The organism is Paenibacillus larvae subsp. larvae, from assembly GCF_002003265.1.
Lineage (GTDB): Bacteria > Bacillota > Bacilli > Paenibacillales > NBRC-103111 > Paenibacillus_H > Paenibacillus_H larvae.
Genome location: NZ_CP019687.1, coordinates 2171667 through 2195701, shown reverse-complemented (window position 1 = coordinate 2195701; position 24035 = coordinate 2171667). Strand labels below are relative to the sequence as shown.

Sequence of the window (24035 nt, the reverse complement as noted above, 5' to 3'; positions counted from 1 at the left end):
GGGGGAACCTTACTGATGAACAAGTCCATCAATATTCAAGACAATTTTCTGAACCAGCTTCGTAAAGAAGGAGTTCCGGTTACTGTATATTTAACCAACGGTTTTCAAATCAGAGGGTTAATTCGCGCTTTTGACAACTTTACGATCATCATTGATAGCGACGGCCGTCAGCAAATGGTTTACAAGCATGCCATATCCACCTTTACACCACAGAGGCCGGTTTCTTTGATGAACGATTCTTCCCAGGAAGGGTAGGGGCAATTTTGATCGCAGCATGAAACAATCCCCTTTCAGTTGCGTATAATTTCATGTAACTTGGCGGAACAACCTAATAGACGGGTTGTTCTTTTATTAGTTGTGAAACAACCTAGAATGTAGAAAGAAAGAGAGGGAGTCGGAGTATGGCAACCAAACCAAAACCCCCTAAGGGGAACAAAAGAAGCACAAAGCCGAGGAAAAAGATCAATCGCAGGAAAGTGCTAATTGGGGTACTCATTGCCCTAATCTCAGCGTTAATTTGTGCTATAGGACTTTATATTGTTGTTTATACAAACGGGGTTAAAATCCTCAATGAGCAAAAAGACAACCTGAATTTTAAAGAAGCATCCTACATTTACGACTTGAATGATGAGAAAGTAACATCACTATTCAGGGAAAACAGGGAGCATGTCAGCATTAAAGATGTACCCAAAAAACTGCAAGAAGCCTTTATTGCAACGGAGGACCGCAGGTTTGAAGAACACTCGGGGGTTGACCTCTGGGCAATCGGCAGGGCTCTTGTGAAAGACATCACGCATCGTGGAGCTGTGGAAGGCGGCAGTACCATTACCCAGCAACTTGCCAAGAATGTCTTTTTGAGGTCAGACAAAACCTTGTTCCGTAAAGGGACCGAGGTTTCCATCGCACTGGCTTTGGAAAACACTTATTCCAAAGATGAGATTCTGGAAATGTATTTGAACCGGATATTCCTTGGTCAAAGATCGTTTGGCATAAAAGCGGCCGCCAAGACTTACTTTGGTGTCGATAACTTGAATGACCTGCAGTTGTGGCAAATGGCCACATTAGCCGCCCTTCCGAAAGGACCGTCCGCATACAATCCAATCAGTAATCCGGAAAAATCCAAGGAACGCCGCGGGGTAGTTCTAAAGCTCATGGCTGACCAAGGGTACATTATCCAAGAGGAGTGCGCACAGGCAGCGGCAGTAGATTACGTGCCTCCGAAGGTTGAAAAGCAGGATCAGGACGGTTTATACCAAGCGTATTTGGATTATGTGGTGGAAGAAGCCGAGGAAAGATACAATATTGAAGAGGAAGCTCTTCTAACAGGCGGATATAAGATTTATACATCCATGGATCCTTATACACAATCTTATGTTGAAAAAGTCTATGCGGACGACAAAAACTTCCAGCCTACCAAAGGCGAAGCAAAAATGCAAAGCGCCATGACTATCGTCGACAACAAGACAGGCGGAATCATTGCCATGTCGGGTGGCCGAGGCTATCAAATAAAAGGGTTAAACCGCTCGACGGTTAAATACCAGCCTGCCTCCAGCATCAAACCGGTTATGGACTATGGCCCGGCACTGGAGAGCGGAAAATATACGCCTAACTCTTTACTCAGCAATAAGCAGCAGGAGTTTATCAAAGGGTGGACGCCGAGAAACTGGAACAATAAATACGATCCGGACCCTGTTTCAATGACTCAGGCGATCAAGGAGTCCTTAAATATACCGGCGATTTGGACTTTGCAGCAGATTGGTATTGATAAGGGTAAGGCATTTACCGAAAAACTGGGTATCAAGCTGGATCAGAATGACAATTATCTGCCCATTGCAATTGGCGGTTTTACAAAAGGTACTACGACCATCGAAATGGCTCAGGCGTATACGGCCTTTGCTAACAACGGACAGTTAAATGAAGCCCATGCCATACGGAAAATTACGGATAGTAAGGGCAATACTCAGGAGTTTAAAATTGCGAATAAACAAGTCATGTCTGAAAAAACAGCCTATTACATGACTCAAATGCTGCAAAAAGTTATTGAACCGGGGGGAACAGGTGTAAAAGCCAAATTCCAGGGGAAATATTCGAATTGGCCTCTTGCTCTTAAGACAGGTTCTCACCCGATGGAGACAAAAGGTTATGAAAGCAACTATAGAGATATATGGGCGGTAGGCTATACTCCGGAATGGACAGCAGCGGTCTGGACCGGATTTGACAAATACGATGCCTCAAAAGGCATGTATATCAAGAAAGATTACTCTGGTGTAGCCAATAACATTTTCAGAATGGTAATGCAGGAAGGGCTTTCGAAAAAATTCGGCAAACCGGGAAGTTTCCCGGGGGCGCCTAAAGGAACCCAGCAAATAGAAGAGACAAACAAACAGAAGGGCATATCGGACTTGTCAGCCCAATATAATAAAGACTCCAAAGCGGTAAATCTGAAGTGGAGCGCGCCTGATGACAAACTGAGTTATCAGATCTACCGGAAAAGCTCCAAAGAAAATAACTACACCACGCTTACGGCTACTTCATCCACAGAATTTACGGATGCTAATGTAAAGCCGGGAGAAACGTACGAATACTACGTAAAGACGGTTACAGACGATGATTCGTCAGGTGTAAAGTCTAATGTGGCAAGTGTAACGATCGAGGGAGAAACGTCACCGACACCAACTCCGACTCCGTCAGCTACGCCAACGCCATCAGTAACACCAACACCGTCGGCAACACCAACTGCTACACCGAAACCGACACCGTCAGCAACGCCAACTGCCACACCGAAACCGACAGAAAAGCCTGAGCCGACACTAACACCAAAGCCTGATGAATGAAGATAAAGAAAATAATGAAGCCAATAATAGCACTGAAAATGGAAACAATAGAAACAGTGACTGAGCAGGAAAATAAAACTTAAGTTTAAGGCGGTTGCCACGTAAGAGGCGGCCGCTATCTTTTTAAGACCAGAATAGCTCAACATTCCGAATTCTAATTTGTTAAAGTAAGGAGGATTTTATTTGAAAAGATCTGAGAGAAAATATAGGATGTTTCATTATTTTTTGCTTGCCCTAACCGTGATTTTAATACTCAGTGCCTGTAATACAGGGAAGAAAGACGAAAAAGGAGCAGGCGAGGCTACCCCTTCTTCCGGAAAAACTTGGTCTAAACCACCGGAAATGGCTATTGATACGAATAAAACGTACACAGCCAAAATAGAAACTGGCAAAGGGGATTTTGCCATAGAGCTGTTTTCCAAGGATGCCCCTAAGACAGTGAACAATTTTGTCTTTCTGGCGAAAGAAGGATTCTACAATAATGTGAAGTTCCATAGGATCATTAAACCATTCATGATTCAAACGGGGGACCCTTCAGGGACAGGAACTGGCGGCCCGGGCTATACCTTTGAAGATGAACTCAACACGGCCCATACCTATGAGCCCGGTATAGTAGCCATGGCTAATCGTGGACCTAACACGAACGGAAGCCAGTTTTTCATTTGTACCGGTGAACAAGCTAAAGGATTGAATAAAGTTCCAAACTATACGATTTTTGGTCGAGTCAAGGATGGGATGGATGTTGTCAATGCTATTGCTGATACCCCGGTAAAACAGAATCCAAATTCTAATGATTCGTCGCCAAGTATGCCTACAGAAGACGTTATCATTAAATCTGTAACCATAACAGAATCCTAAAGCAGTGGAGTTTTCCCTGTTTCATAACTGATTGTCAGGGGGAGTCGGGAATGGAGCAGCCTCCGGCATTACTAATCCATGGTTTTACAGGAGGTACCTTTGAGCTTGAGCCTCTTTCGGAGCTTCTGGATGAGCGAGGTATCCAGGCCCATCTTCCCGAAATGCCATGGAGTGGAGAAAGGCTCGTAAAACGTAATAAGGAATCGTGGGAGGACTGGCTATCAGAAGTTACTTCATATACGAATCGCTTTGCTTGTGAACATAGCCAGTTTGATCTCGTCGGTTTTTCACTCGGTGGGATGGTAGCAGCTTATTTGGCAAATCGCTTTCCAGTGAGGAGACTGGTGCTAGTTAACGCGGCTGTTATCTATGTCAGTCCGGTTCGCTTTATAATTGATAGCCCAAAGCATGCAGGATTCGATTGTACATCCCCATAGCGCCGTTTATATCGATCGGCATATTCAGGCCCCAAGCCATATCTACACCTACGAACAGTCGAATCATCAGCTTTGTCTGGGACCAGAGAAAGATTTGGCCATAACGCATATTGTGGAATTCCTGGAGAGACGAGAAGGGAGCTGAGCAAAGCTATTCAATTTTTTTAAAAAAACAAGAAGAAACGGAAAGTGTTAGAGGCTGTTTTCCTTGGGATCCTGCTGGCCGGGCTTCTTTGGACGTTCTATGTCCAGTGGCTTCTATCAAGGCAGGATTATCCCGCTCTTCCTGAAGGCGTGGATACAGGGATCGTATTGGGAGCCAAACTGGAAACTAACCAGGCAAGTCCCGGATTAGCTGAACGTCTGGATCAGGCAATAAGTTTATACAATCAGCGTAAATTCAAACATCTTATTGTAAGCGGCGGTTTGGATAAGGAAGGGGACAGCCAAATAACTGAAGCTGAGGGAATGAGAAATTATCTGGTACAGAAGGGTATTCCCGAACAAGCTATAACGATGGAAAAACAGGCCAAAAACACGTACGAAAACCTCGTGTTCAGCAAGCGGATCATGGAGCAGAAAGGATGGACATCCTGCATCATTATTACGCATGAATATCATGGGGCAAGGGCTATGGATATCGCAGATTTCATTGCTTTGTCACCTGCATACCTTTCAACAACGGATTCTACGCATTTGTTTATGCCTTATCATAAAATCAGAGAGATTTTGGCCTTTACCAAATGGGAATTCAACAAGTGGAGAATGCGGCTTAATATAACAGTGCAGTTAGAGAAGGAAGGTCAGCATTCCATTGAGGGTACTGGCCTTTTCCTTTTACAAGATAAAGATTTGGAAGCCTTTCTTTTTTGTATGGAATCCGTTTTTTGATTACAATAAAGGTAACTATACATAGAGGGGTTGAACATTCCATGCTGTTTATTGACAATCAAGGAATAACAGATCCGCGCATCAATTTGGCTATTGAAGAGTATGCGCTGAAATATTTATCTACAGAGCAAACCTATCTGCTGTTTTATATAAATGAACCTTCGATTATTATTGGAAAGAATCAAAATACGATTGAAGAGATCAACATGGATTATGTGAAGCAGCAAGAGCTGCATGTGGTCCGGCGTTTGTCCGGCGGTGGAGCTGTCTATCACGACCTTGGGAACCTGAATTTCAGTTTTATCACCAAGGATGACGGCAATTCGTTTCATAATTTTTTAAAGTTTACCGAGCCGGTTATTGAAGCCCTCCGTAAGCTTGGGGTAGAAGCGGAATTATCAGGCCGCAATGATATTCAAGTAGGAGAGCGTAAAATTTCCGGGAATGCCCAGTTTACGACCAGAGGGAGAATGTTCAGCCACGGTACCCTTTTATTCCATTCGGAGATGGAGAATGTAGTGTCTGCTCTAAAGGTTAAGGCCGGAAAAATCCAGTCCAAGGGCATCAAATCTATCAGAAGCCGCGTGGCCAACATCTCCGAATTTTTAAAAGAGCCCATGACAATCGAAGAGTTTCGTTTTACGCTGCTCAGTTCTATTTTTGGAATGCCGGCGGAAGAAGTCCCCCAGTATAAATTGAAGGACGAGGACTGGAAGCAAATCCAGCAAATTTCCAAAGAGCGCTACCACAATTGGGAATGGAATTATGGAAAGTCTCCTAAAAGCAATATGCAACATTCCAAACGTTTTCCTGCCGGCACCATTGATGTCCGCCTTGATATTGAACAGGGACGAATTAAGCATATTAAAATATTTGGAGACTTCTTTGGTGTACAGGACGTCTCGGAGCTGGAGGACAAGCTTACAGGGGTTCGTTATGAAGAAAAAGCGATTCGTGATACCCTGCAGGGGGTGGACGTACAAACCTACTTCGGACAGATTGAGCCGAACGATTTCATCTCTCTGCTTACTTTAGCCTCTTAATACGAAAAGCGGAAAACAAGGCCCTGTTCCGGATCACCGGACGGGGTTTTTATATAACTTTTCTCTACAAATAATTTTCCCTTTTCGTCAATATAATGGAAAGGTATAGAGAAGAGGTGAGATAGGGTGAATGGACGTGTAACATCTACGTCAGATAGCTTAAGTCTGGCAAGAAGCTCCCGGCAGATCAATGTTGTGCTGAGAACCCCGGAGCAGCCCTCATTGGCTGATAGGGAGAGTCAATTTAATGGTAAGAAGATGCTGCCCGGCCATGGACCGTTTACCGAAGTCATGAAGGAACTTGACAAGATGATAGGACTGGAAAACGTCAAAGAACTGGCTTATGAAATATACGCACTCCTGCAAATCGGGCAATACAGATCAGAAGCAGGTCTGCAGGCCAACTCCCAGGTATATCATATGATATTTAAGGGCAATCCCGGGACAGGAAAAACGACAGTAGCACGCATCATGGCAAAGCTGTTTCAAAATATGGGAGTACTCGGCAAAGGTCACCTGATTGAGGTGGAAAGAGCTGACCTTGTTGGGGAATATATTGGACATACGGCAGTAAAAACTAGAGAGTTGGTAAAAAAAGCACTAGGTGGTATTCTATTTATTGATGAAGCCTACTCCCTGGCTCGCGGGGAGAAAAGGATTTTGGTAAAGAGGCTATTGACTGTCTTGTGAAAAGCATGGAAGATTACCGGAACCAATTTATATTGATATTAGCTGGATACTCGGAAGAAATGGAGCATTTTTTACTGACAAACCCGGGCTTGCCCTCCCGGTTTCCCATTCAAGTAGATTTTCCAGATTATACGGTTGATCAACTCATGAAAATTGCCGAAGTTATGGTAAAGGAAAGAGAATACACGTTATCGCCGGGTTCGGAAATGAAGCTGAGGCAGCACCTTACCCAGGAAAAAACGAATTCGGAGATGACATTCAGCAATGCCAGGTATGTCCGGAATACGATCGAGAAATCCATGAGGCATCAGGCCGTCAGGCTGCTGCATCAGCATCAGCCTCCCCATCAGCCCAGCAAGCAGGAACTGATGTTGATCCGGCCGGAGGACATTCGTCTTGACAGGAAAACATCGGTCTACGGATAATTTGAACCTACGAAGGAGAATAGAATTGAAGCCCTCCATGCACGAAACTGAAATGAATAAACAAGATCGGGCTATTTTAGTCAGTCTGGTCACTCAAACTTTTAAGCATTATGAAGCTTTAGCGGAATATTCTTTGCAGGAACTGATTCAACTGGCCGAGACCGCAGGGGTGGAAGTACTGGAAACTATGATGCAATCCAGGGAAGTTCCCGATTCCCGTTGGTTCATCGGAAAAGGCAAGGCGGAGGAATTGAAAAATCGCATAGAGGAAACAGGAGCCAATACCGCAATCTTTGATCAGGAGTTATCCGGGGCACAGGTACGGAATCTGGAGGCCTTGCTCGATGTAAAAATCATTGACCGTACCCAGCTGATTTTGGATATTTTCGCCCAGAGAGCCAAAACGAGAGAAGGAATTATTCAGGTAGAGCTGGCTCAGCTAAGTTATTTGCTTCCCCGCCTGTCTGGACACGGCAAGAACTTATCCCGCTTAGGCGGAGGAATCGGAACAAGGGGGCCGGGCGAATCTAAGCTGGAGACAGACCGCCGCCATATCCGCAGAAGAATTAACGAATTGAAATCCCAATTGCAGGAAGTTGTCAAACACCGTAATCTGCACAGAGCAAGACGTAAAAAATCAGGTGTGGTTCAGGTTGCGCTCGTAGGATATACCAATGCGGGAAAATCAACATTGCTTCGTGAATTGACGCAAGCGGATGTATATGTGGAAAACCAATTGTTTGCCACTCTTGACCCTACCTCCAGAACTATGAAACTGCCAAGCGGAAAGGATATTGTCTTAACGGATACGGTTGGTTTTATTCAGAACCTCCCGCATGATCTGATCGCGGTTTTTCGTGCCACCCTAGAGGAAGCGAATGAAGCGGATCTGATTTTGCATGTAGTAGATAGCTCCTCGAAAATGCGGCAGGAACAAATGCGGGTAGTAGATGAAGTTCTGGAAGAACTTGGGGCCTCAGGAAAACCGGCAATCACTGTATTTAACAAAATAGATTTAATTCCTGAAAAAGAGCAGGATATGCTAACTTCACCTGGAAAGTTCCTTCGTCTTTCGGCTTATCAGGAAAGTGACCTCGAAAGATTAAAACAGACCATCCAGGATTACGTCATGGGAGACAGTAAAGAGTTTTTAATTCCTTCCACCGAGGGCGGAATTATCTCACTTCTTTACCGGATAGGTGATGTGGAAGAAGAAGGAATGGAAGCAAATAGCATGAAGTTTCGCATCCACATTCAAGAAGAAGAGTATCAGAAAGTAAGGCACAGACTCGAACAGTATGAACTAAAGCAATAGAGTTCTTGGTGTCGGCATAAATAAGGGAGGGTATAAACAAACATGAATTTTGATCGTGATCTAGTGGAACGGATGGAGCGGGCTGAAAGGAAGATCGCTCCAATAGTCAAACAAGTGGAACAAATAATAGACCGGAATTCCTGGAAAGTAATCGAGGCTTTTCAGGAAAACCAGGTCAGTGATTTTCATTTCTCGTCTTCTACCGGCTATGGATACAATGACCGGGGCAGGGAAGTGCTGGATCTTGTTTACGCCAGAGTATTCGGAGCTGAAGCCGCCCTGGTAAGACCCCATTTTGCTTCCGGTACACACACTATAGGAACGGCTCTTTTTGGCTTGCTTCGTCCTGGAGACGAATTGCTTTATATAACCGGAGCCCCTTATGATACTCTACACAAGGTAATCGGCAAGGAGAAGGACGGGACAGGTTCCTTGCGGGACTGGGGTGTTCTATATAACGAAGTGCAGCTGACACCCGGGGGAACTCCAGATTGGGAGGCCATCCGTGGAGCTATAAATGGGCACACACGCGTCATAGGCATTCAGCGTTCAAAAGGGTATGCCTGGAGGCCTGCCTTCACCATCAGGCAAATTGAAGAAATGATCCGTTTTGTTAAAAAACTGAATCCCCATGTTATCGTTTTTGTTGATAATTGTTATGGAGAGTTTACGGAGGATCAGGAACCGACAGAGGTGGGGGCTGATCTTATAGCAGGTTCCCTGATTAAGAATCCTGGAGGCGGGATTGCAGCAACAGGAGGGTATGTAGCGGGACGAGCGGATTTAGTTGAGCTCGCTGCTAACCGGTTAACGGCTCCGGGCATCGGGTCGGAAGTGGGTGCCATGCTCGGAACAACCCGCACCATGTACCAAGGTTTGTTCCTTGCCCCCATCTCGTTGGACAAGCTGTGAAAGGGGCGCTTTTTGCCGCTGCTGTTTTTGAAGATTTAGGCTTTCTGACCCATCCTTCTAGCCAGGAATTAAGAAGTGACCTGATTCAGGCAATCCGTTTTACGAGTCCGGAACATTTGATCACTTTTGTACAGGGCATTCAAAAAGCATCAGCTGTAGATGCCCATGTCACGCCGGAACCGTGGGATATGCCCGGTTACGAACATCCCGTGATCATGGCGGCAGGCACATTTATTCAAGGAGGAAGCCTGGAGTTATCGGCCGATGCACCAATAAGGGAACCTTATACGGCATATATGCAGGGCGGTCTGACCTATTCTCATTGTAAGTTAGGGGTTCTGACAGCTCTGCAGCATATGAAAAATAACAAACTCTTGTGAAGTTTCCTCACACAACTTGACATATATTTGCATAAAGGATACAATACTTAACAAGGTACACTATGTTCAAGTATAAGAGAGTACATGATTTTTCGTATCTTGTCTTATATCAGCAGGAAACACTCACCGTCTTTAAGGCGGTCCAGTTGTTTCTTTGAGGAGGATGAGTCATGAGTGATGATATTCGCAGAAATATGGCGTTATTCCCTATTGGTATTGTAATGAAGCTGACTGATTTAACAGCCAGACAAATTCGTTACTATGAACAGCATGAACTGGTGATACCAGCCCGGACCTCCGGTAATCAGAGACTTTACTCCTTCAATGACGTGGAACGTCTCCTGGAGATCAAGGATCTGATTGAGAAAGGCGTGAATATCGCCGGAATCAAACAGGTTCTGCTGCCGGTATCTAAAGATTCAGAGGAAGCTACCTACCTGAATGAGGCTAGTGAGACAAAGCGGAAGGAACTGACAGATTCTCAGCTTCGTCAGCTTTTGAAACAACAAATTGTCGGTGCTAGGCGTCCAGGCCAGGTATCCCTCATCCAAGGTGAGCTATCCAGATTTTATCATTAATCATAAATAGATTTTTAAATCAGGGGAGGAACTATCGTGGCGAACTTTACCAAAGAGGACATCTTACGCATTGCGAAAGAGGAGAACGTACGTTTTATTCGTCTGCAATTTACAGATCTGCTTGGGACCATTAAAAATGTGGAAATTCCGGTCAGCCAACTGCCCAAAGCGCTGGATAACAAAATGATGTTTGACGGCTCTTCCATTGAAGGCTATGTGCGCATCGAAGAATCTGACATGTATTTGTATCCGGATCTGAACACATGGGTCGTATTCCCGTGGGTAACGGAAAACAAAGTGGCACGTCTGATTTGTGATATTTATATGCCTGACGGTTCACCTTTTATGGGGGACCCCCGTCAAATTTTAAAAAGAGCACTGCAAGAAGCGGAAGAAATGGGCTTTACGGATATGAATGTAGGGCCGGAACCGGAGTTTTTCCTGTTTAAAACAGACGACAATGGCCGTCCTACTATGGAGCTTAACGACCAGGGAGGATATTTTGACCTTGCGCCCACAGATCTTGGTGAGAATTGCCGCCGTGAGATTGTTCTTACTTTGGAAGAGATGGGGTTTGAGATTGAAGCCTCTCACCACGAAGTTGCCCCTGGGCAGCACGAAATTGATTTTAAATACGCGGATGCAGTAAAAGCGGCCGACCAGATCCAGACCTTTAAGCTTGTTGTCAAAACAATAGCAAGGCAGCATGGCCTGCATGCAACCTTTATGCCAAAACCGATTTTCGGTGTCAATGGTTCCGGAATGCATTGCAACCAATCCTTGTTCAGAGGGAAGGAAAATGCCTTTTTCAAGGAAGATGACCAACTGGGGCTAAGTGAGGTAGGAAAGCAGTATATGGCGGGTATTTTGAAACACGCAAGAGGATTTGCCGCGATCACCAACCCGACAGTCAATTCCTTCAAGCGTCTCGTGCCCGGGTATGAGGCACCCTGCTACGTGGCATGGTCTGATAGTAACCGCAGCCCGATGATTCGTATTCCGGCTTCCCGCGGGCTGAGCACCCGTGTTGAGGTACGGAACCCTGATCCTGCCGCCAACCCTTATCTGGCTCTTGCTGCTATGCTGAAAGCCGGACTGGACGGAATCAAGAAGAAACTTCCTCTTCCTGCTCCAACTGACCGCAATATTTATGTCATGACGGAAGAAGAGCGAGAGGATCAAGGAATACCGAGCCTTCCTTTGGACCTCCGCCAAGCCCTGGATGAACTGATTAAGGATGAAGTTATTTGTGAAGCCTTGGGTGAACATGCCCTCACTCATTTTATTGAGCTGAAGGAAATTGAGTGGGATATGTATCGCACACAAGTGCACCAATGGGAACGCGATCAGTATATGACCTTATATTAATCTTTCAAACCCTTGACACTACTGGTGTTGAGGGTTTTTCTTTTTGGGGCATAGTACTTTTTTTCAATCTTTATTGAATGATGCCCCCAAAATGCCCCCAAAGTTTTCACTGGAGTAAGTTTTGAATATAATCATCATATCTCTCCATATTGTCAGATTCTAATTTCTTGGAGATGTGGGCATAAATATCTGAAGTAACCTGAATACTACCATGACCAAGCCGCTAGACTTTAAATTGGACACAGAGAACTGAGAGTGCGACAATAAAAACATTCATAATCGAGGTGTCCGACATGACGAAAAAGTATGACAAGGAATTCAAACTTCAATCCGTAAGACTTATCCAGGAAGAGGGAAAATCGGTGGCGCAGGTAGCCCGGGAAATGGGCTTGCATGAGAACACGCTTTACCGCTGGATCGCGTAATTTAAGAACGCTGGCAACCAGGCATTCCCTGGTAGTGGACAACTAAAGCCGGAGGACAAAGCTTTACGCGACCTCCAGAAGCGAATTCGCAATCTAGAAGAGGAGAACGACATCCTAAAAAAGGCGATGCACTACTTCGCAAAAGACCGGCGCTGATTTATCCATTCATCCATGATCACCGCTTCCAGTTCCGTGTCACGAAGATGTGCGCTCTGCTCAGCGTTTCCAAAAGCGGTTATTACGAATGGACGAAACGCAAGGAAAGCGAACGCCTCAAACGTCGCAAAAAACTCGAACGATGGATTCGCAGAACTTTCTTTGATTCCAGGCAGTTGTACGGCAGTCCGAAAGTGTGGTATGCATTGAAAAAACAAGGTATTCACGTCTCTCAGAAGACCGTTGCTCGTATCATGAAGGAACTTGGGTTGAGATCCCGTACCGTTAAGAAGTACAAGGCGACGACGAATTCGAAACACAACCTGCCCGTAGCGGAAAATGTCTTGAATCAATCGTTTGCTGCGGAAAAGCCCAATCAGGTCTGGATGGCGGACATCACGTATATTCCGACTGACGAAGGATGGCTCTATCTCGCCAGTCTGGAAGACCTGTGCACACGTAAGATCGTCGGGTTTCACATGGGCGAGCGAATGACCAGGGAGCTCTGCCTGAGGGCGTTGGATCAGGCGTACCGCCATCAACGGCCGAAAGGAACCGTGTTGCATCATTCGGATCGCGGTAGCCAGTATGCGTCCTCGGACTATCAAACGCAGCTACGACAATACGGCATGACGGGCAACATGAGCCGTAAGGGCAATTGCTACGATAACGCCTGTATTGAATCGTTCCACAACGTGCTGAAAAAAGAACTCGTTTACCTGCACAAATTCAAAACCAGGAAAGAAGCCAAGGAGAAGATTTTTGAGTACATTACGTGCTTTTACAATGGAAAAAGAATCCATTCCTCTATCGGGTATCTTACGCCCAATCAATGCGAACATATGATCTGTTTAGCTGCATAATTCTCTCGGTTTTAGGTGTCCAATCTATTGACAGAAGTCCAAAACGTCTTGTCAAGACACGATTTTTTGAGAAATAAGTTAAGTCCTCCTACTCGTGTATTCCAGTATGTTAAGATGCGAGTTTATTGATAGTGTGAGCGTAGAATTGGTTTGGTTTTGCTCCATCAAGAGATTGATGGGGACGTTCCTGATTGTAAAATTGGACATAGCGAGCTATCCCTTTGCGGAGTGCGCGAGGGTCTTCAAATTCATTTAAATAAATACATTCATATTTGAGGGATCGAAAGTAGCGCTCTGTTCGGCTATTGTCCCTTGCCCGGCCTTTACCATCCATTGACACCTTGATGCCTTCTTTCTCTAGCAATTCCATATAATCAGTATTGGTGAAATGAGAGCCTTGATCACTATTCATAATCTCTGGTTTGCAACGGCTGAATGCGCGTTTGAGGCACTTAAGAACAAAGCTTTTCTCGAGCGTGCTGGACAGTTCATAGTCGATCACTTTACGGCTGTACCAATCGAAGATATTAAACAGGTACATAAATCCCTTGCCCATCCTCAGATACGTAATGTCGATTCCCCAGACCTGATTCGGTCGGTCAATGGTTAAACCGCGCAGCAGGTAAGGACGGGTGTACTTGGCGTGAAGGCGTTTGCTCAGGTTCGGCTTCGGATAGATCGCCTCAAGCCCCATGAACTGCATAAGCCGACGTACGCGCTTATAATTAATCTCAAAGCCCTGATCTCGAAGGAATCGTGTCATACGTCGGTATCCGAAGTACGGGTGCTCCATATATATTTCGTCGATTCGATGCATAATCTGCACGTTTTCTTCGCTTTCACAATGTTCCTTGCGATGGCGATAAATGCTTGTCCTGTTCACACTTAGCAGATCCGCTTGACGCTTAACGTTGATTTCGGCATGATTGCGTTCTACCATCACTTTTCGATCTTCAAGAGGTTCATTTAAGGCCAGATTTTTTTTTAAGCCAGTCGATCTCCACGGTGAGCTGACCGACCAGCTTTTGCAGATGCTCTTTCTTGCTCTCGTACTCCTTTCTCAGTTTGTCCGTTTCGTTGTTTTTTTTCTCGAACACCATAGAAGCACGTTCAAGAAATTCCGATTTCCACCTCTCCCGTGTCTCAACTTATGGGAGCATTATATTTAGCTTGTTAAGAGAGTGGGCCTGCCAGTCAGGTTCACTCTTTTTTTGGTTTTTGATATATAATAAAAAGATTATATTTTTCATTAATGGGTGAAAAAATGTATCTTTTTTTAAAAGAATTAGAAATATACTTTTATTTGTAAGGGGGGAGTTTTAAAAATAAAAGAAAAGTTGTTACCCCAAAATACCGGGTAAAGAAAAAAAGGAGAAAAATCGAATGTTTGATGAAAATAATCATGGACGTAACCTTAAAAACCAATTAGAGGCTTTTTTGGAATTATTAAATAAGGGAGAAAAATTAGGTTACTTAAAAGGAAGTAAAGTAGTAGGTACCGATTTTGGTTATGAGTTCATAAGGGAAGAAAGAAATAAAACAGCGTATATAGGTCCAATTTGGTATACAGTTGAATCTACGAGTGATCCTACTTTACATTTATCAAACAAAAATAGAAAATTAACAATAGAAAGAATTAAAAATAAGCAATCAACAGGATACTTTCAAACAATACTTAAAATTAAATATGATGTAAAAATATATAGTATAGTTGATAGTTGGCCGATCTTCCGGATGCACCACCAAGGTATGAGCTAATTAAGACAATTAATAAAGAAGAAGAGCATCGTGTGTCTTTCACATTTAACAATTTCGAAGAGATACCAATATTACAGGTGAATCGCAAGACAAATTACGAAATCAACCTCGACTCGGAAGTAAACGCTAAGGATTGTTTTGATGTAATAAGTAGTGCTGGGGAAGTGGAAACAGAATTTATAAATAAACTATATTCTAATTCTTATAATATGGGTAAGCACACCGTTACATCCATGCATGGGACCAGCACGGAGAAGAAGATAAAACAGATAAAGAACATAACCTTACATTTGATGTGCAAGTCAATGCTGTAGATAAGAGTACTTGGAAGGATAAAAACCTTAGGGGTTGGAAGTTCACGTCTGCAAATCAATGGAAGATTGTTAGAGATCCAGACAATAGTCTAACAGACGACCACGTTATTTATTCTAATGATTCAATTAAGGCTCATAAAAAGTATAGGTTAGAAAAAGGAGCCTTGTACAAATTTACGGCATTTATCAAACCAGATGTTTTAAGTAGAAGAGATAAAATTGCACTATCATTGATACCCGATAATAGTTCTCTAAAAAAAGAGAAATCTTTTCTTCAAACTCGTATGACTTACCGTCCGTAGATAAGGGATTCAAAGAAGTGAGTAAGGAATTTACCCTGGGGGACGACGAAGAAAATCTAACATTTGAATTTTTTGCTAACTTCCGCGACAAAGGGGGATATATTGATTCTTTTAAATTAGAAAGAATTAAATAGGTAAACATCACAACATTTGATCGGAATGAAAGAGATTTACTTACTTTACATAAAGAAAAGGAGAAATCCCCATGATACAAACAGAAGAGAAAATGCTAAAAGCTGTAGGTCAATTCTTCTACGGAGAGAATTTTAACGAACCGGCCTTTGTTGTGGCTCGGGGCATGAATGGATTTAAATTAGATAACAAAACTTTAGATGACATGAATGTTAGAAAGAACATAAAATCTGTTCGGTGGTTAGCCAATTTTAAACCAAGGAAAAGCGGTGCCTATACATTCACCATAAATCCTAATTGTTTTGCCCATATTCTCATTGACGGTGAAAATGCTAAGGATCAAGAAATGCAGTTAGAAGCAGGAAAAAGTTATCCATTCATGGTAGCTTACTTTGGAAATCCAATGGCAGAACAAGAAGAACTGCTTCAATTAGACGTAGACTATACCTTGAATCAACAAGAAACAAAAGAGATTGAAGTCGAAACTTTTTCTATTCCTGAAATCATTTCTTTTGAAAATCTTCCAATGGGCACTGATTCTAAAACGGAAGAAAATAAACAGCCTATGTTAGATACCGATGATGATGGTATTTATGATGATTGGGAAGTGAACGGATATTATATAAAAAACCATTTGGTTCTTCCTTGGCCTAAAAAGGGGTCGGAAGAAGAAAAAGAATTAATTAAGCAAGGATTTAAAAAATTTGTTTCAAATCCGAATGAATCTCATACGGCTGGAGACCCCTATTCAGATTTGGAAAAAGCAAGCGGCGCGTTTGACCGTACAATTCACAAAGCAGCCCGGGACCCTCTTGTTGCGGCATATCCCAGTATTACAGTTGGCATGGAAGAACTGGTTCTTTCAAATAATAAAAATATTAGCTCGACAGAGGGAAAGACCGTTAGCCGGTCCACTTCTTCTAGTGTTAGTGACTCTAATACGGAAGGGATCGACGCAAGTGTGGGATTCTCTCTCTTTGAGGGATTTTCAGCATCCGTTACCGGCCATTATTCCCATTCATCAACGCATACCGTTGATTCTTCCAATACTTCAGGGCAAGATTGGCAGCATCAATTAGAATTAAATACCGGACAATCTGCTTATATGAATGCCAATGTACGCTATTATAATACGGGAACAGCCCCTGTATATAACCTGGTTCCGACCACGAATTTAGTGTTAGGAAGACAAACCGTTACTACCGTCACCGGACAACTTAATCAAAGATCGCTTAGTTTAGCTCCCGGGCAGACGTATCCTAAACAACATTTACATGGGGTGGCTTTAAATACATTAGATCAGTTTAGCTCGGCCCCCATTGCTCTTAATATCAATCAATTAGATAGATTGGAATCGGGAGAAAAATTGAAGTTAGAAACTACTCAATTTCAGGGAGCATTTGCGAGAAGATCTCCCGCTGGCGGTCAAGTAGTACTGGAGGAAAATGAGTGGGCTCATTATATGCCGCAAATAGAAAGTGTGACGGCTGGTATCCTGATTAATATGGGGGGTAACCGGTTCATGGAACGGCGTATTGCGGCAAAAGACCCTCTGAATCCCAATGATCGAACTCCGGAATTGACACTGGGAGAAGCCTTGGAAAAATCGATAGGGATGTACTTAGATGAAGAGAACAAAAATTTTTATTTCATAAATGAAGAAACAGGCACCAAACATATTATAAGTCCTGATCTGGTTCATCTTGTATATGATACAAAAACAGATAAAAAGATAAGGGAAGAACTTAATAAAACAATTGGCGAATACCAGATCGTAAGCAGTATAGGTGAAAATAAAGTAGCGGACTTAGCTGATAATAAAGTTGTCATCTATGGTAACCATGAAGGAAATAATCAAAAATGGAGATTTACCTTTAATCGTGATAAACAAGCCTACAAAATAACAAGTGTATCTAATCCTAAACTAGCCCTTACTTGGGATAGCAAGGATTCAGATAAAATATTTGGTTACGCTGGAGATTATGATAGCCAATATTGGCGTGTAGAAAGAACGTCGGACGGTTACTTTACACTCAGGAACTATAAAAATCCAAAGATGGTTCTTGATTTACCGGACAGTAACACTACCAATAGTAACCAATTAAAAGCCTATAAGGATAACGGTGGAAGTGAGAATCAAAAGTGGCATTTACAAAATACCAAAAAAAATCCGGACGGGAAAACCATTTATGATATGACCATCCAGCCCGGAATGAATATACAAATCAATGTTCCCGTATTATATGACGACTTCACGGAAAAATCCGGCCAATGGGACGGAGGGGACTATGATAAAGAGAATGCTTTGTATAAAGGTCAATGTTATAAGATACCCAAAAAAGAAGTAGGGGTATATAGTGACTTTAGTCTTGAGCGCAATGCTGTATATTTAATTGTGATGGCTATTAAAGGAAGTGAAGCAGGGAACTTTACTGTAGAGATTAATGGAGTAACAGGAACTAAAGAAATCGGAAATTTTATAGTGGATAAAGACTATAAATATGAGAAGATGGTACTTAAAACATTTGGTGATATGGAGCAGCATTTGGAACTTCTTATTAAGAATCACACCCAAAGCCCTGTGTACATTGATAATTTTTCTGTTATAAAAATAGGAAAGGGTATGGATGAATTAAGGAAAGAAAATATAAAGTATGCTGAAAATTTAAAATCTGACGAAATATTTTATATTAGTCCAATATCTGATGAAACAACAGTTATTACAAATCTGAATAATAAGGCTTACATGAGGAAGAAGAGTACGAATGAAAAACAATTTTTCAGATTTGACTTTAATAATATAGATAATTCATTTACTATTATTGATGGGAGTGCGACTACGGGTGGGTTTGAGTACGTTTTAAAATGGAACGGAGATTCAGAGATAACTTTTGATGTTGTTGCTACCTTGAAATTGGATTCTTGGTATTTGAAAAAATCTACTAATCCAGACCAAATGGGTTATCAATTTATAAATGTCTGGGATAGAAGCAAAGTATTAGAATATGTCGATGGAGAAGAAAAAGATGGATGGCCAATTGAAATTGCGACACTAGATGAAAACAATCCATCACAATACTTCCAGTTCCCTCAGAAAATAAAAGATTTGATCCTCTGGGTATCTCGAAAAGATGAGAATATAAATGTAACAAATATGAATCCAATTGTAGTACCAAAAGATTTTAAAAATAAAGATGAAGAGCGAGAAATAGATCTCTTGTTTTATTCTGAAGGTAGAGTAGATATGAATCAGTACGAAATCAAGATAGGTAATCCTGATTTATTGAGGGTTACAACAGATTCAGAATGGAAAAAAAAGGGCCATCTTAATTTTAAAATAACGAACAACCTAACCGGACATGCGGACATTAAGATTGTTGATGCTCAAGCAAAATCAACGTTCAAAACGTTCACTATCCAGGTTGAATAAATCATACACAAGCTTTATGTCCAGTATAAATAAATACAAAAGATAAAAACAGAACTAGTAGAGCCTTTGAGATGTCATCAGAGGCTCTTTGCATATTAACGAGTAAAAGAAATAGCTCCCCAACTTGCAGTGAGCGGTTAAACTCCCTAATTGTGGACACTGCACCTCTTATTCAATTAATTTTATAAAATTTCTCCAAATTGCGATTTATTCTGGAGTTTCACACCTTTATTGTCTTTGGCTCCACGGCTTTTTTCCTGACCGCATCCATGTATTCGTAAGGCGACATGTCGTAGATGCTACCGTGGATGCGGTTGTGGTTGTAGTTATGAATAAAGCCGCTAACGATTTCATACGCCTGCTTATAACTTTCAAATTCGTGACGCTGATAACACTCTATCTCTAGAATGGCATGAAAAGACTCGATATGAGCATTCTTGTTAGGAGTCTTCGGCGGTATACGTTCGTGGACAATTTCGAAGCGCTCACAGGCCTGTGCAAATTTATGGCTGATGAATTGCGGTCCATTGTCTGAGCGGATTACTGGTTTATTTGCTTTGTCAAAGAGCTGGCGCTTCATCAGTGCCTCTTGTGTAATTTGAACAAGATCCCTGGCCTCGCAGGACAATCCATGGTGATACGTGATAATCACTCGATCAAACACATCTATGATGCTCATCAGGAAGAAGAAGCGGTGTTCACCTGCCTTAGGATGTCTACATTTTATCTGGCGCTAACGGACGCAATACATTCATTTGCTTGCATAAGCGATATACTTTTTTCTTGTTGATCACGAGTCTATGCTGGCGCCTCAAGACTTTCGTCAGCTTACGGTATCCATAAGCCGATGTGTACTCGTCGGCCAGCAGTTCCATGATCCATTCACAAATCTGTTCATCGCTAACCGGCTTTCTATCTTGTGTACATGAATAACCAGGCGCAGGGCGACCTCTCCTATGGACTGTATTCGGTTCTTGCTGCCTTCGATTCACATGTGTATAGTACGTAGAGCGTTCCATTTGCAGGATGCGCAGCACGAGAGAAATGCAATTCCCCTGCTGAATATACTTTTGGGCAATAGCTATTTTATCCGCAAGTGTGGGTTCGTTTTTTTTACTAGGTCGCGGAGGATTTCCCTCTCTAATGCTTGTTCAGCATATAGCTTCTTAAGCTTCTCATGCTCTTTTGCAAGAGCCGCATAGTCAGCAGCCGTTCGAACATATGCAGCTTGTTTCAAGCTTGTCCCGTCTAACTGTCCAATATCCTTACGATCTAGCTCTCTGGCCCATCGAATCACCATCTTTGGATCGAGCTCATGCTGCCGGGCTACAGCCGTCATATTGCCAATCTCTTTACCTTTAGCAACGACCATTCTCTTAAAATCTAATTCATATCGTTTCCTCTTCATTACATTCCCCTCCGACTTGATTTTATTGTATCGGAATAAGGGGTGTACTGTCCAAGATCATTTGGGGGCTAAATAGTGTTCTTGAACATTTTCATTTCAACTCCCGCTTCAAGGAGTAAGACAGCATGAGTATGCCTTAGAAAGTGGATAGGTAGTGACGGTAAACCTACACGTTTGAGTATGCGAGAAAATGCATTGAAAAGAGAAGACTTTGGTATGTAATTTCCGTCTTCCCGGCATAGAACCAGGTTAAGATCATGGTAGTATGCATCGCCTAGTGAAAGTTTATTTTGATTTTGCCAATTCATATGATACCTAAGATTATTCGTTAATGATGTACTGATCTGTATTGTTCTAGTTGAATTAAACGTTTTGGGATCTCCAAATAAATCTTCTTCTTCTTTTGCAGTAAAACCTAAAGTCTTATTAATGTGTATTCTTTGATTTTTTAGATCGATATCAGATTTTGTTACAAATTTATCAATTATATGGAAATATAAAGGATTTCCGACTTGTCATGTGGAAATAAGGTTGTGTAACCAAAAATTTACAAGGAGGATTAGAACTATGATCACAAAGAAGACGTTAGTAGCTGTAGCAACCTCTCTTACATTAGGTTTAGGATTCGCGGCTGGAGCCACCCCCACTTTTGCACATTCAGACGATACTCTGAATCCGTCCGTATCTTCTGTTGAAAAACAGGATCAAATTCAATTGACTGGATACATCCGTTCCTTTGACCATGGGTATGCATTGATTATAGTTGCTCCCACACAAGAAGAAGCATTGCAAGGAGATTGGGAGGATCTAATTGATCAGGGTAAGTTAGTAGTTGTTCCCGTTCCAGTACTTGGTACATATGCAATAGGAGATAAGGTAGATTTAGTTTATCAATCAACACATTTTCAGATTGAGTAATTAGAGAATTCAAGAGTCTGGTGTTTTTTATTTTCGGTAGACTCCTCACCCAATAACTGGTATAATATGGATGGTATATGGAAGCACCATTACAGAAAGGGTACCTAGGATCTTGAACTGTGACCCTAAAAGTGAACATTAATAAAAAGAGTCCTTGAGATTTAAGCAGCAATGAGATGGTTCCTGAATTCATCTTCATCAGGAGTCATCTTTTTTAATGTCCATTGGTAACGTTCCGAATTATAGTATGTTATGTATTCGTTGACACGCTGACGTAATTCTTCAAGAGACGTGCAGTCCTTGTATTCAAGTTCATCTTTCATACCAAAAAATGTTTCTATGGAAGCATTGTCCAGGCAATTCCCCTTACGAGACATAGATTGCTTTAAGCCAGCTTTGGCAACGAGCAGTCTTGTATTAGGATGAGTGTAGTGCATTCCTTGATCGAAATGAAAGATGGCATCTGGATGAATGTTACCCTCCAATCTTTTAAGTAACCTCTCTAGAGTTCGTTTAACCAGCGATAGTCCCAAAGTGGAGGATACATAGTGTGCCAAAATTTGTTTTGTTGCACCATCTTTCACACAGGACAGGTAGACCCACTGGCCAGTACCATAATGCATATAGGTGATGTCAGTAAGCAGGACCTTCTCAGGTTCGCCTTGATCAAACTGGCGTTTCAGAAGGTTTGGACATATATGATGTTCTTGAGTCTTTCGCCATCTTAACAAGCACTTTTTGGGTGTATGGGTAGAAATGCTGAAGAACGTTCCAAGCAATCACAAAGTTTGCCAATTGGACATTTTTGTCATCTAACAAAACTTTGGCTAAATCGATTCGTAAAAGCTGCTGTTGCAGCTGTGTCAATGCTTGTGCCGATTTCGGCGTTGCGCCTAGTGTTCCTTTATCGTCTCTATAGAGAACGAGCGGAATATGAGCAAATATATCCGGGGCTATCTGTTTGGCAACTGTTTCTCCCGGCTGTAAAACGTGCTCTACTTCCGCCAATTGGTCCATGAGCTTAATCTCGCTGAGATCAGCGGACTGTGCCCGCTCGCTCTTGCATAACAGATCCAATTAGGAAAATCCATTTTGATGCCTTCGTGAAGCCAAGCGGTCAGATTTTTGCTTGTTTAGGCGGGCTGAGGCGAGTTGCCTTGCCTTGCTTCGAGAGCTTCACCGTCGGAGCAATCGGGTAGAAAAGCTCTCCCAATGTTTTGTTGTTAATTCATCTTTTGTTTTTGCAGCCTTACTTTGCTCATCCCATGGATAGGAAAGTAATAGTCCAGAGTCCGGTATATTTTATAATTTGGCTGGGCCATTTGAGATTTTCGCAGATCGGAATATGAAAATCGGATTCATTTCTGAATAGCTCGGAGTTGCCGATACTAAAGCTATGGAAAGAAATACAGCTGTCGAGAAAGTTCTCGACAGCCAGAGGGTCTTCTGTGGATATTATACGGAACGCTCTTTTTAACGTATCAAAGGTTCTACATCTTATATCGTGTTATTTTCATAGTATGATGCTTTATGGAATCGTTAAGTCATCATTCTATGCCTAATAGCTGATCTTCCATCCGTCCAGTGTTTTAATAAATTGGATTTTTTCATTCCTTTGGTTTCAAAGGCTTCACCCGACAATACTTCCGATTTTTGATATAGACTGAAACGATGGGCAATAATATTGCCGAATATTTCGGTGAGTTCCCCGATAATTTCTTCTTTGAAACAATAAAATGGAAGGCTATAAAATAAGAAAGTTTCTTCAAGATACGGACATAAACGTCTGATGTAACCTGGATACTGCCGTGGCCAAGTCCCTTGACATCTTTCATGCCTGCTTCACTCATAAAACAATAACAGCAACGGTACGGGTGCGGCAAAGGAAACAATTTGGAGGGTTTGAAGTTCGGCACACTTTAAAATTCTTAAAAAATCATTAAAGAGAAAGGTAGTGGGCATAAAGTTACCATCATGGGATAATAAAAGGCTCGATCCTATTTTCTAAATCCTCATATGAACATATCACAAAATTAAAAGCCAGTTTCAAATTCCTAAAGCCTTCCCTTCTTTCGGATTTTATATAACATAAAAAACCTCCGCTCAAAAAAGGAGCAGAGGCTTCATATCCCGCAAATCATTGGATGGTTCCTTTTATCATGATCTAGGCAGTCCAATCCAATTCTAACCTCTCCTTCGTTGAGTTTTAGCACTGTACAGCATAGGTTTAAAACCAGCTACATTAAGAGGGGCCTTCTTTTCGACCATTCCTGTTGACCCATTGGCGTCTCTCGACATTTTTGGGCAGTAGCATTTCTCTATACAGGAGCCTCACCTAACGGAGACTAGCGATTCAGTTGTACTTTAAAATATAAATAATTATTTTTTAATTGTCAATATAGAGAATTCATAATTTTTGTTTTTATGTCTAAAATGGGTGCCTGAAACAAGAAATTTTCAGAGAAAATGATAATATAGCCTAGTAAAATATTTTACTTCCAGTTTAAATTTATGAATACTCATAGAATCATTAGGTTTGGTATAAAATTTGCAAACTAATTACATATCTCGTATGATAATAAAAAATCCGGGCTGGCA

At 42.2% G+C, this 24035-nt stretch carries 19 protein-coding genes, 4 pseudogenes and 1 riboswitch; of the genes and pseudogenes, 15 read left to right on the top strand and 8 right to left on the bottom strand.

Annotation, left to right across the window (positions count from 1 at the left end):
- The first annotated feature begins 15 nt into the window (after window positions 1–15).
- The 12 genes and pseudogenes from hfq to BXP28_RS11360 all read left to right on the top strand — a co-directional run bounded on the left by hfq (window position 16) and on the right by BXP28_RS11360 (window position 13175).
- Window positions 16–255 carry an RNA chaperone Hfq gene (gene hfq / locus BXP28_RS11415; RefSeq protein WP_023482833.1) on the top strand — a complete coding sequence of 80 codons (240 nt, stop codon included), beginning with the start codon at window positions 16–18 and terminating at the stop codon, window positions 253–255.
- A gap of 146 nt (window positions 256–401) precedes the next feature.
- Entirely contained in the window at window positions 402–2834 is a 2433-nt protein-coding gene (locus BXP28_RS11410) for a transglycosylase domain-containing protein (protein WP_023482832.1), read from the top strand.
- Between the two features lie 210 nt (window positions 2835–3044).
- Window positions 3045–3692 (top strand): peptidylprolyl isomerase, encoded by a 648-nt coding sequence (locus tag BXP28_RS11405; RefSeq protein ID WP_023482831.1) that lies wholly within the window; start codon window positions 3045–3047, stop codon window positions 3690–3692.
- Between the two features lie 50 nt (window positions 3693–3742).
- Window positions 3743–4129, top strand: a complete 387-nt coding sequence (locus tag BXP28_RS11400) for an alpha/beta hydrolase (protein ID WP_024094596.1) — start codon at window positions 3743–3745, stop codon at window positions 4127–4129.
- 189 nt (window positions 4130–4318) lie between these two features.
- Window positions 4319–5020, top strand: coding sequence for a YdcF family protein (locus tag BXP28_RS11395; protein WP_023482830.1), 702 nt, complete (start codon window positions 4319–4321; stop codon window positions 5018–5020).
- Between the two features lie 41 nt (window positions 5021–5061).
- Complete coding sequence (gene lplA, locus BXP28_RS11390; RefSeq protein WP_023482829.1) at window positions 5062–6063, top strand: lipoate--protein ligase; 1002 nt, start codon at window positions 5062–5064, stop codon at window positions 6061–6063.
- 126 nt (window positions 6064–6189) lie between these two features.
- Window positions 6190–7178: pseudogene (locus tag BXP28_RS11385) on the top strand (AAA family ATPase).
- A 25-nt stretch (window positions 7179–7203) separates the two neighbouring features.
- The gene (gene hflX, locus BXP28_RS11380) at window positions 7204–8493 is read left to right on the top strand and encodes a GTPase HflX (protein WP_174567586.1); all 1290 of its coding nucleotides are present in this window, start codon (window positions 7204–7206) and stop codon (window positions 8491–8493) included.
- Between the two features lie 72 nt (window positions 8494–8565).
- A pseudogene (locus BXP28_RS11375) lies at window positions 8566–9785 on the top strand (methionine gamma-lyase family protein).
- A gap of 170 nt (window positions 9786–9955) precedes the next feature.
- On the top strand, window positions 9956–10363 hold the full coding sequence (locus tag BXP28_RS11370) for a MerR family transcriptional regulator (RefSeq protein WP_023482825.1): 408 nt from the start codon (window positions 9956–9958) through the stop codon (window positions 10361–10363).
- Between the two features lie 36 nt (window positions 10364–10399).
- On the top strand, window positions 10400–11731 hold the full coding sequence (glnA, locus tag BXP28_RS11365) for a type I glutamate--ammonia ligase (RefSeq protein ID WP_023482824.1): 1332 nt from the start codon (window positions 10400–10402) through the stop codon (window positions 11729–11731).
- A 293-nt stretch (window positions 11732–12024) separates the two neighbouring features.
- Window positions 12025–13175 (top strand): annotated as a pseudogene (locus BXP28_RS11360) (IS3 family transposase).
- A gap of 109 nt (window positions 13176–13284) precedes the next feature.
- Here BXP28_RS11360 and BXP28_RS11355 read toward each other — a convergent pair.
- Together BXP28_RS11355 and BXP28_RS25105 are read right to left on the bottom strand one after the other, a co-directional pair.
- Window positions 13285–14115, bottom strand: a complete 831-nt coding sequence (locus BXP28_RS11355; protein ID WP_036654918.1) for an IS3 family transposase — start codon at window positions 14113–14115, stop codon at window positions 13285–13287.
- Window positions 14116–14137: 22 nt separating this feature from the next.
- Window positions 14138–14275: a hypothetical protein gene (locus BXP28_RS25105; RefSeq protein ID WP_158225774.1), complete on the bottom strand. Its 138-nt coding sequence runs from the start codon at window positions 14273–14275 to the stop codon at window positions 14138–14140.
- Window positions 14276–14558: 283 nt separating this feature from the next.
- On the opposite strand from BXP28_RS25105, the gene BXP28_RS11350 reads away from it, so the two are divergent.
- Entirely contained in the window at window positions 14559–14933 is a 375-nt protein-coding gene (locus BXP28_RS11350) for a hypothetical protein (protein ID WP_023483571.1), read from the top strand.
- Window positions 14934–15754: 821 nt separating this feature from the next.
- Entirely contained in the window at window positions 15755–19111 is a 3357-nt protein-coding gene (locus BXP28_RS11335; protein WP_036654912.1) for a binary toxin-like calcium binding domain-containing protein, read from the top strand.
- Between the two features lie 220 nt (window positions 19112–19331).
- Here the strand turns inward: BXP28_RS11335 and BXP28_RS11330 are convergent, their stop codons facing one another.
- From BXP28_RS11330 to BXP28_RS25765, 4 genes and pseudogenes are all read right to left on the bottom strand, one after another.
- Window positions 19332–19790 carry an integrase core domain-containing protein gene (locus BXP28_RS11330; RefSeq protein WP_077585048.1) on the bottom strand — a complete coding sequence of 153 codons (459 nt, stop codon included), beginning with the start codon at window positions 19788–19790 and terminating at the stop codon, window positions 19332–19334.
- A 37-nt stretch (window positions 19791–19827) separates the two neighbouring features.
- Window positions 19828–20148, bottom strand: a complete 321-nt coding sequence (locus BXP28_RS11325; protein ID WP_077585047.1) for an IS3 family transposase — start codon at window positions 20146–20148, stop codon at window positions 19828–19830.
- Between the two features lie 44 nt (window positions 20149–20192).
- Complete coding sequence (locus BXP28_RS11320; protein ID WP_024093300.1) at window positions 20193–20519, bottom strand: transposase; 327 nt, start codon at window positions 20517–20519, stop codon at window positions 20193–20195.
- Between the two features lie 71 nt (window positions 20520–20590).
- A pseudogene (locus BXP28_RS25765) lies at window positions 20591–20983 on the bottom strand (site-specific integrase); the annotation flags it as partial.
- 103 nt (window positions 20984–21086) lie between these two features.
- Between BXP28_RS25765 and BXP28_RS11310 the strand changes: the two are divergent.
- Window positions 21087–21437: a hypothetical protein gene (locus BXP28_RS11310; protein WP_046655237.1), complete on the top strand. Its 351-nt coding sequence runs from the start codon at window positions 21087–21089 to the stop codon at window positions 21435–21437.
- Window positions 21438–21598: 161 nt separating this feature from the next.
- Here the strand turns inward: BXP28_RS11310 and BXP28_RS11305 are convergent, their stop codons facing one another.
- Window positions 21599–22168: an IS3 family transposase gene (locus BXP28_RS11305; protein WP_226989745.1), complete on the bottom strand. Its 570-nt coding sequence runs from the start codon at window positions 22166–22168 to the stop codon at window positions 21599–21601.
- Window positions 22104–22454 (bottom strand): hypothetical protein, encoded by a 351-nt coding sequence (locus tag BXP28_RS24235; protein ID WP_023484140.1) that lies wholly within the window; start codon window positions 22452–22454, stop codon window positions 22104–22106. Before BXP28_RS24235 ends, BXP28_RS11305 begins: the two co-directional genes overlap by 65 nt.
- Before the next feature lie 1168 nt (window positions 22455–23622).
- A riboswitch (M-box (ykoK) riboswitch) is annotated at window positions 23623–23787 on the bottom strand.
- Window positions 23788–24035: the final 248 nt, after the last annotated feature.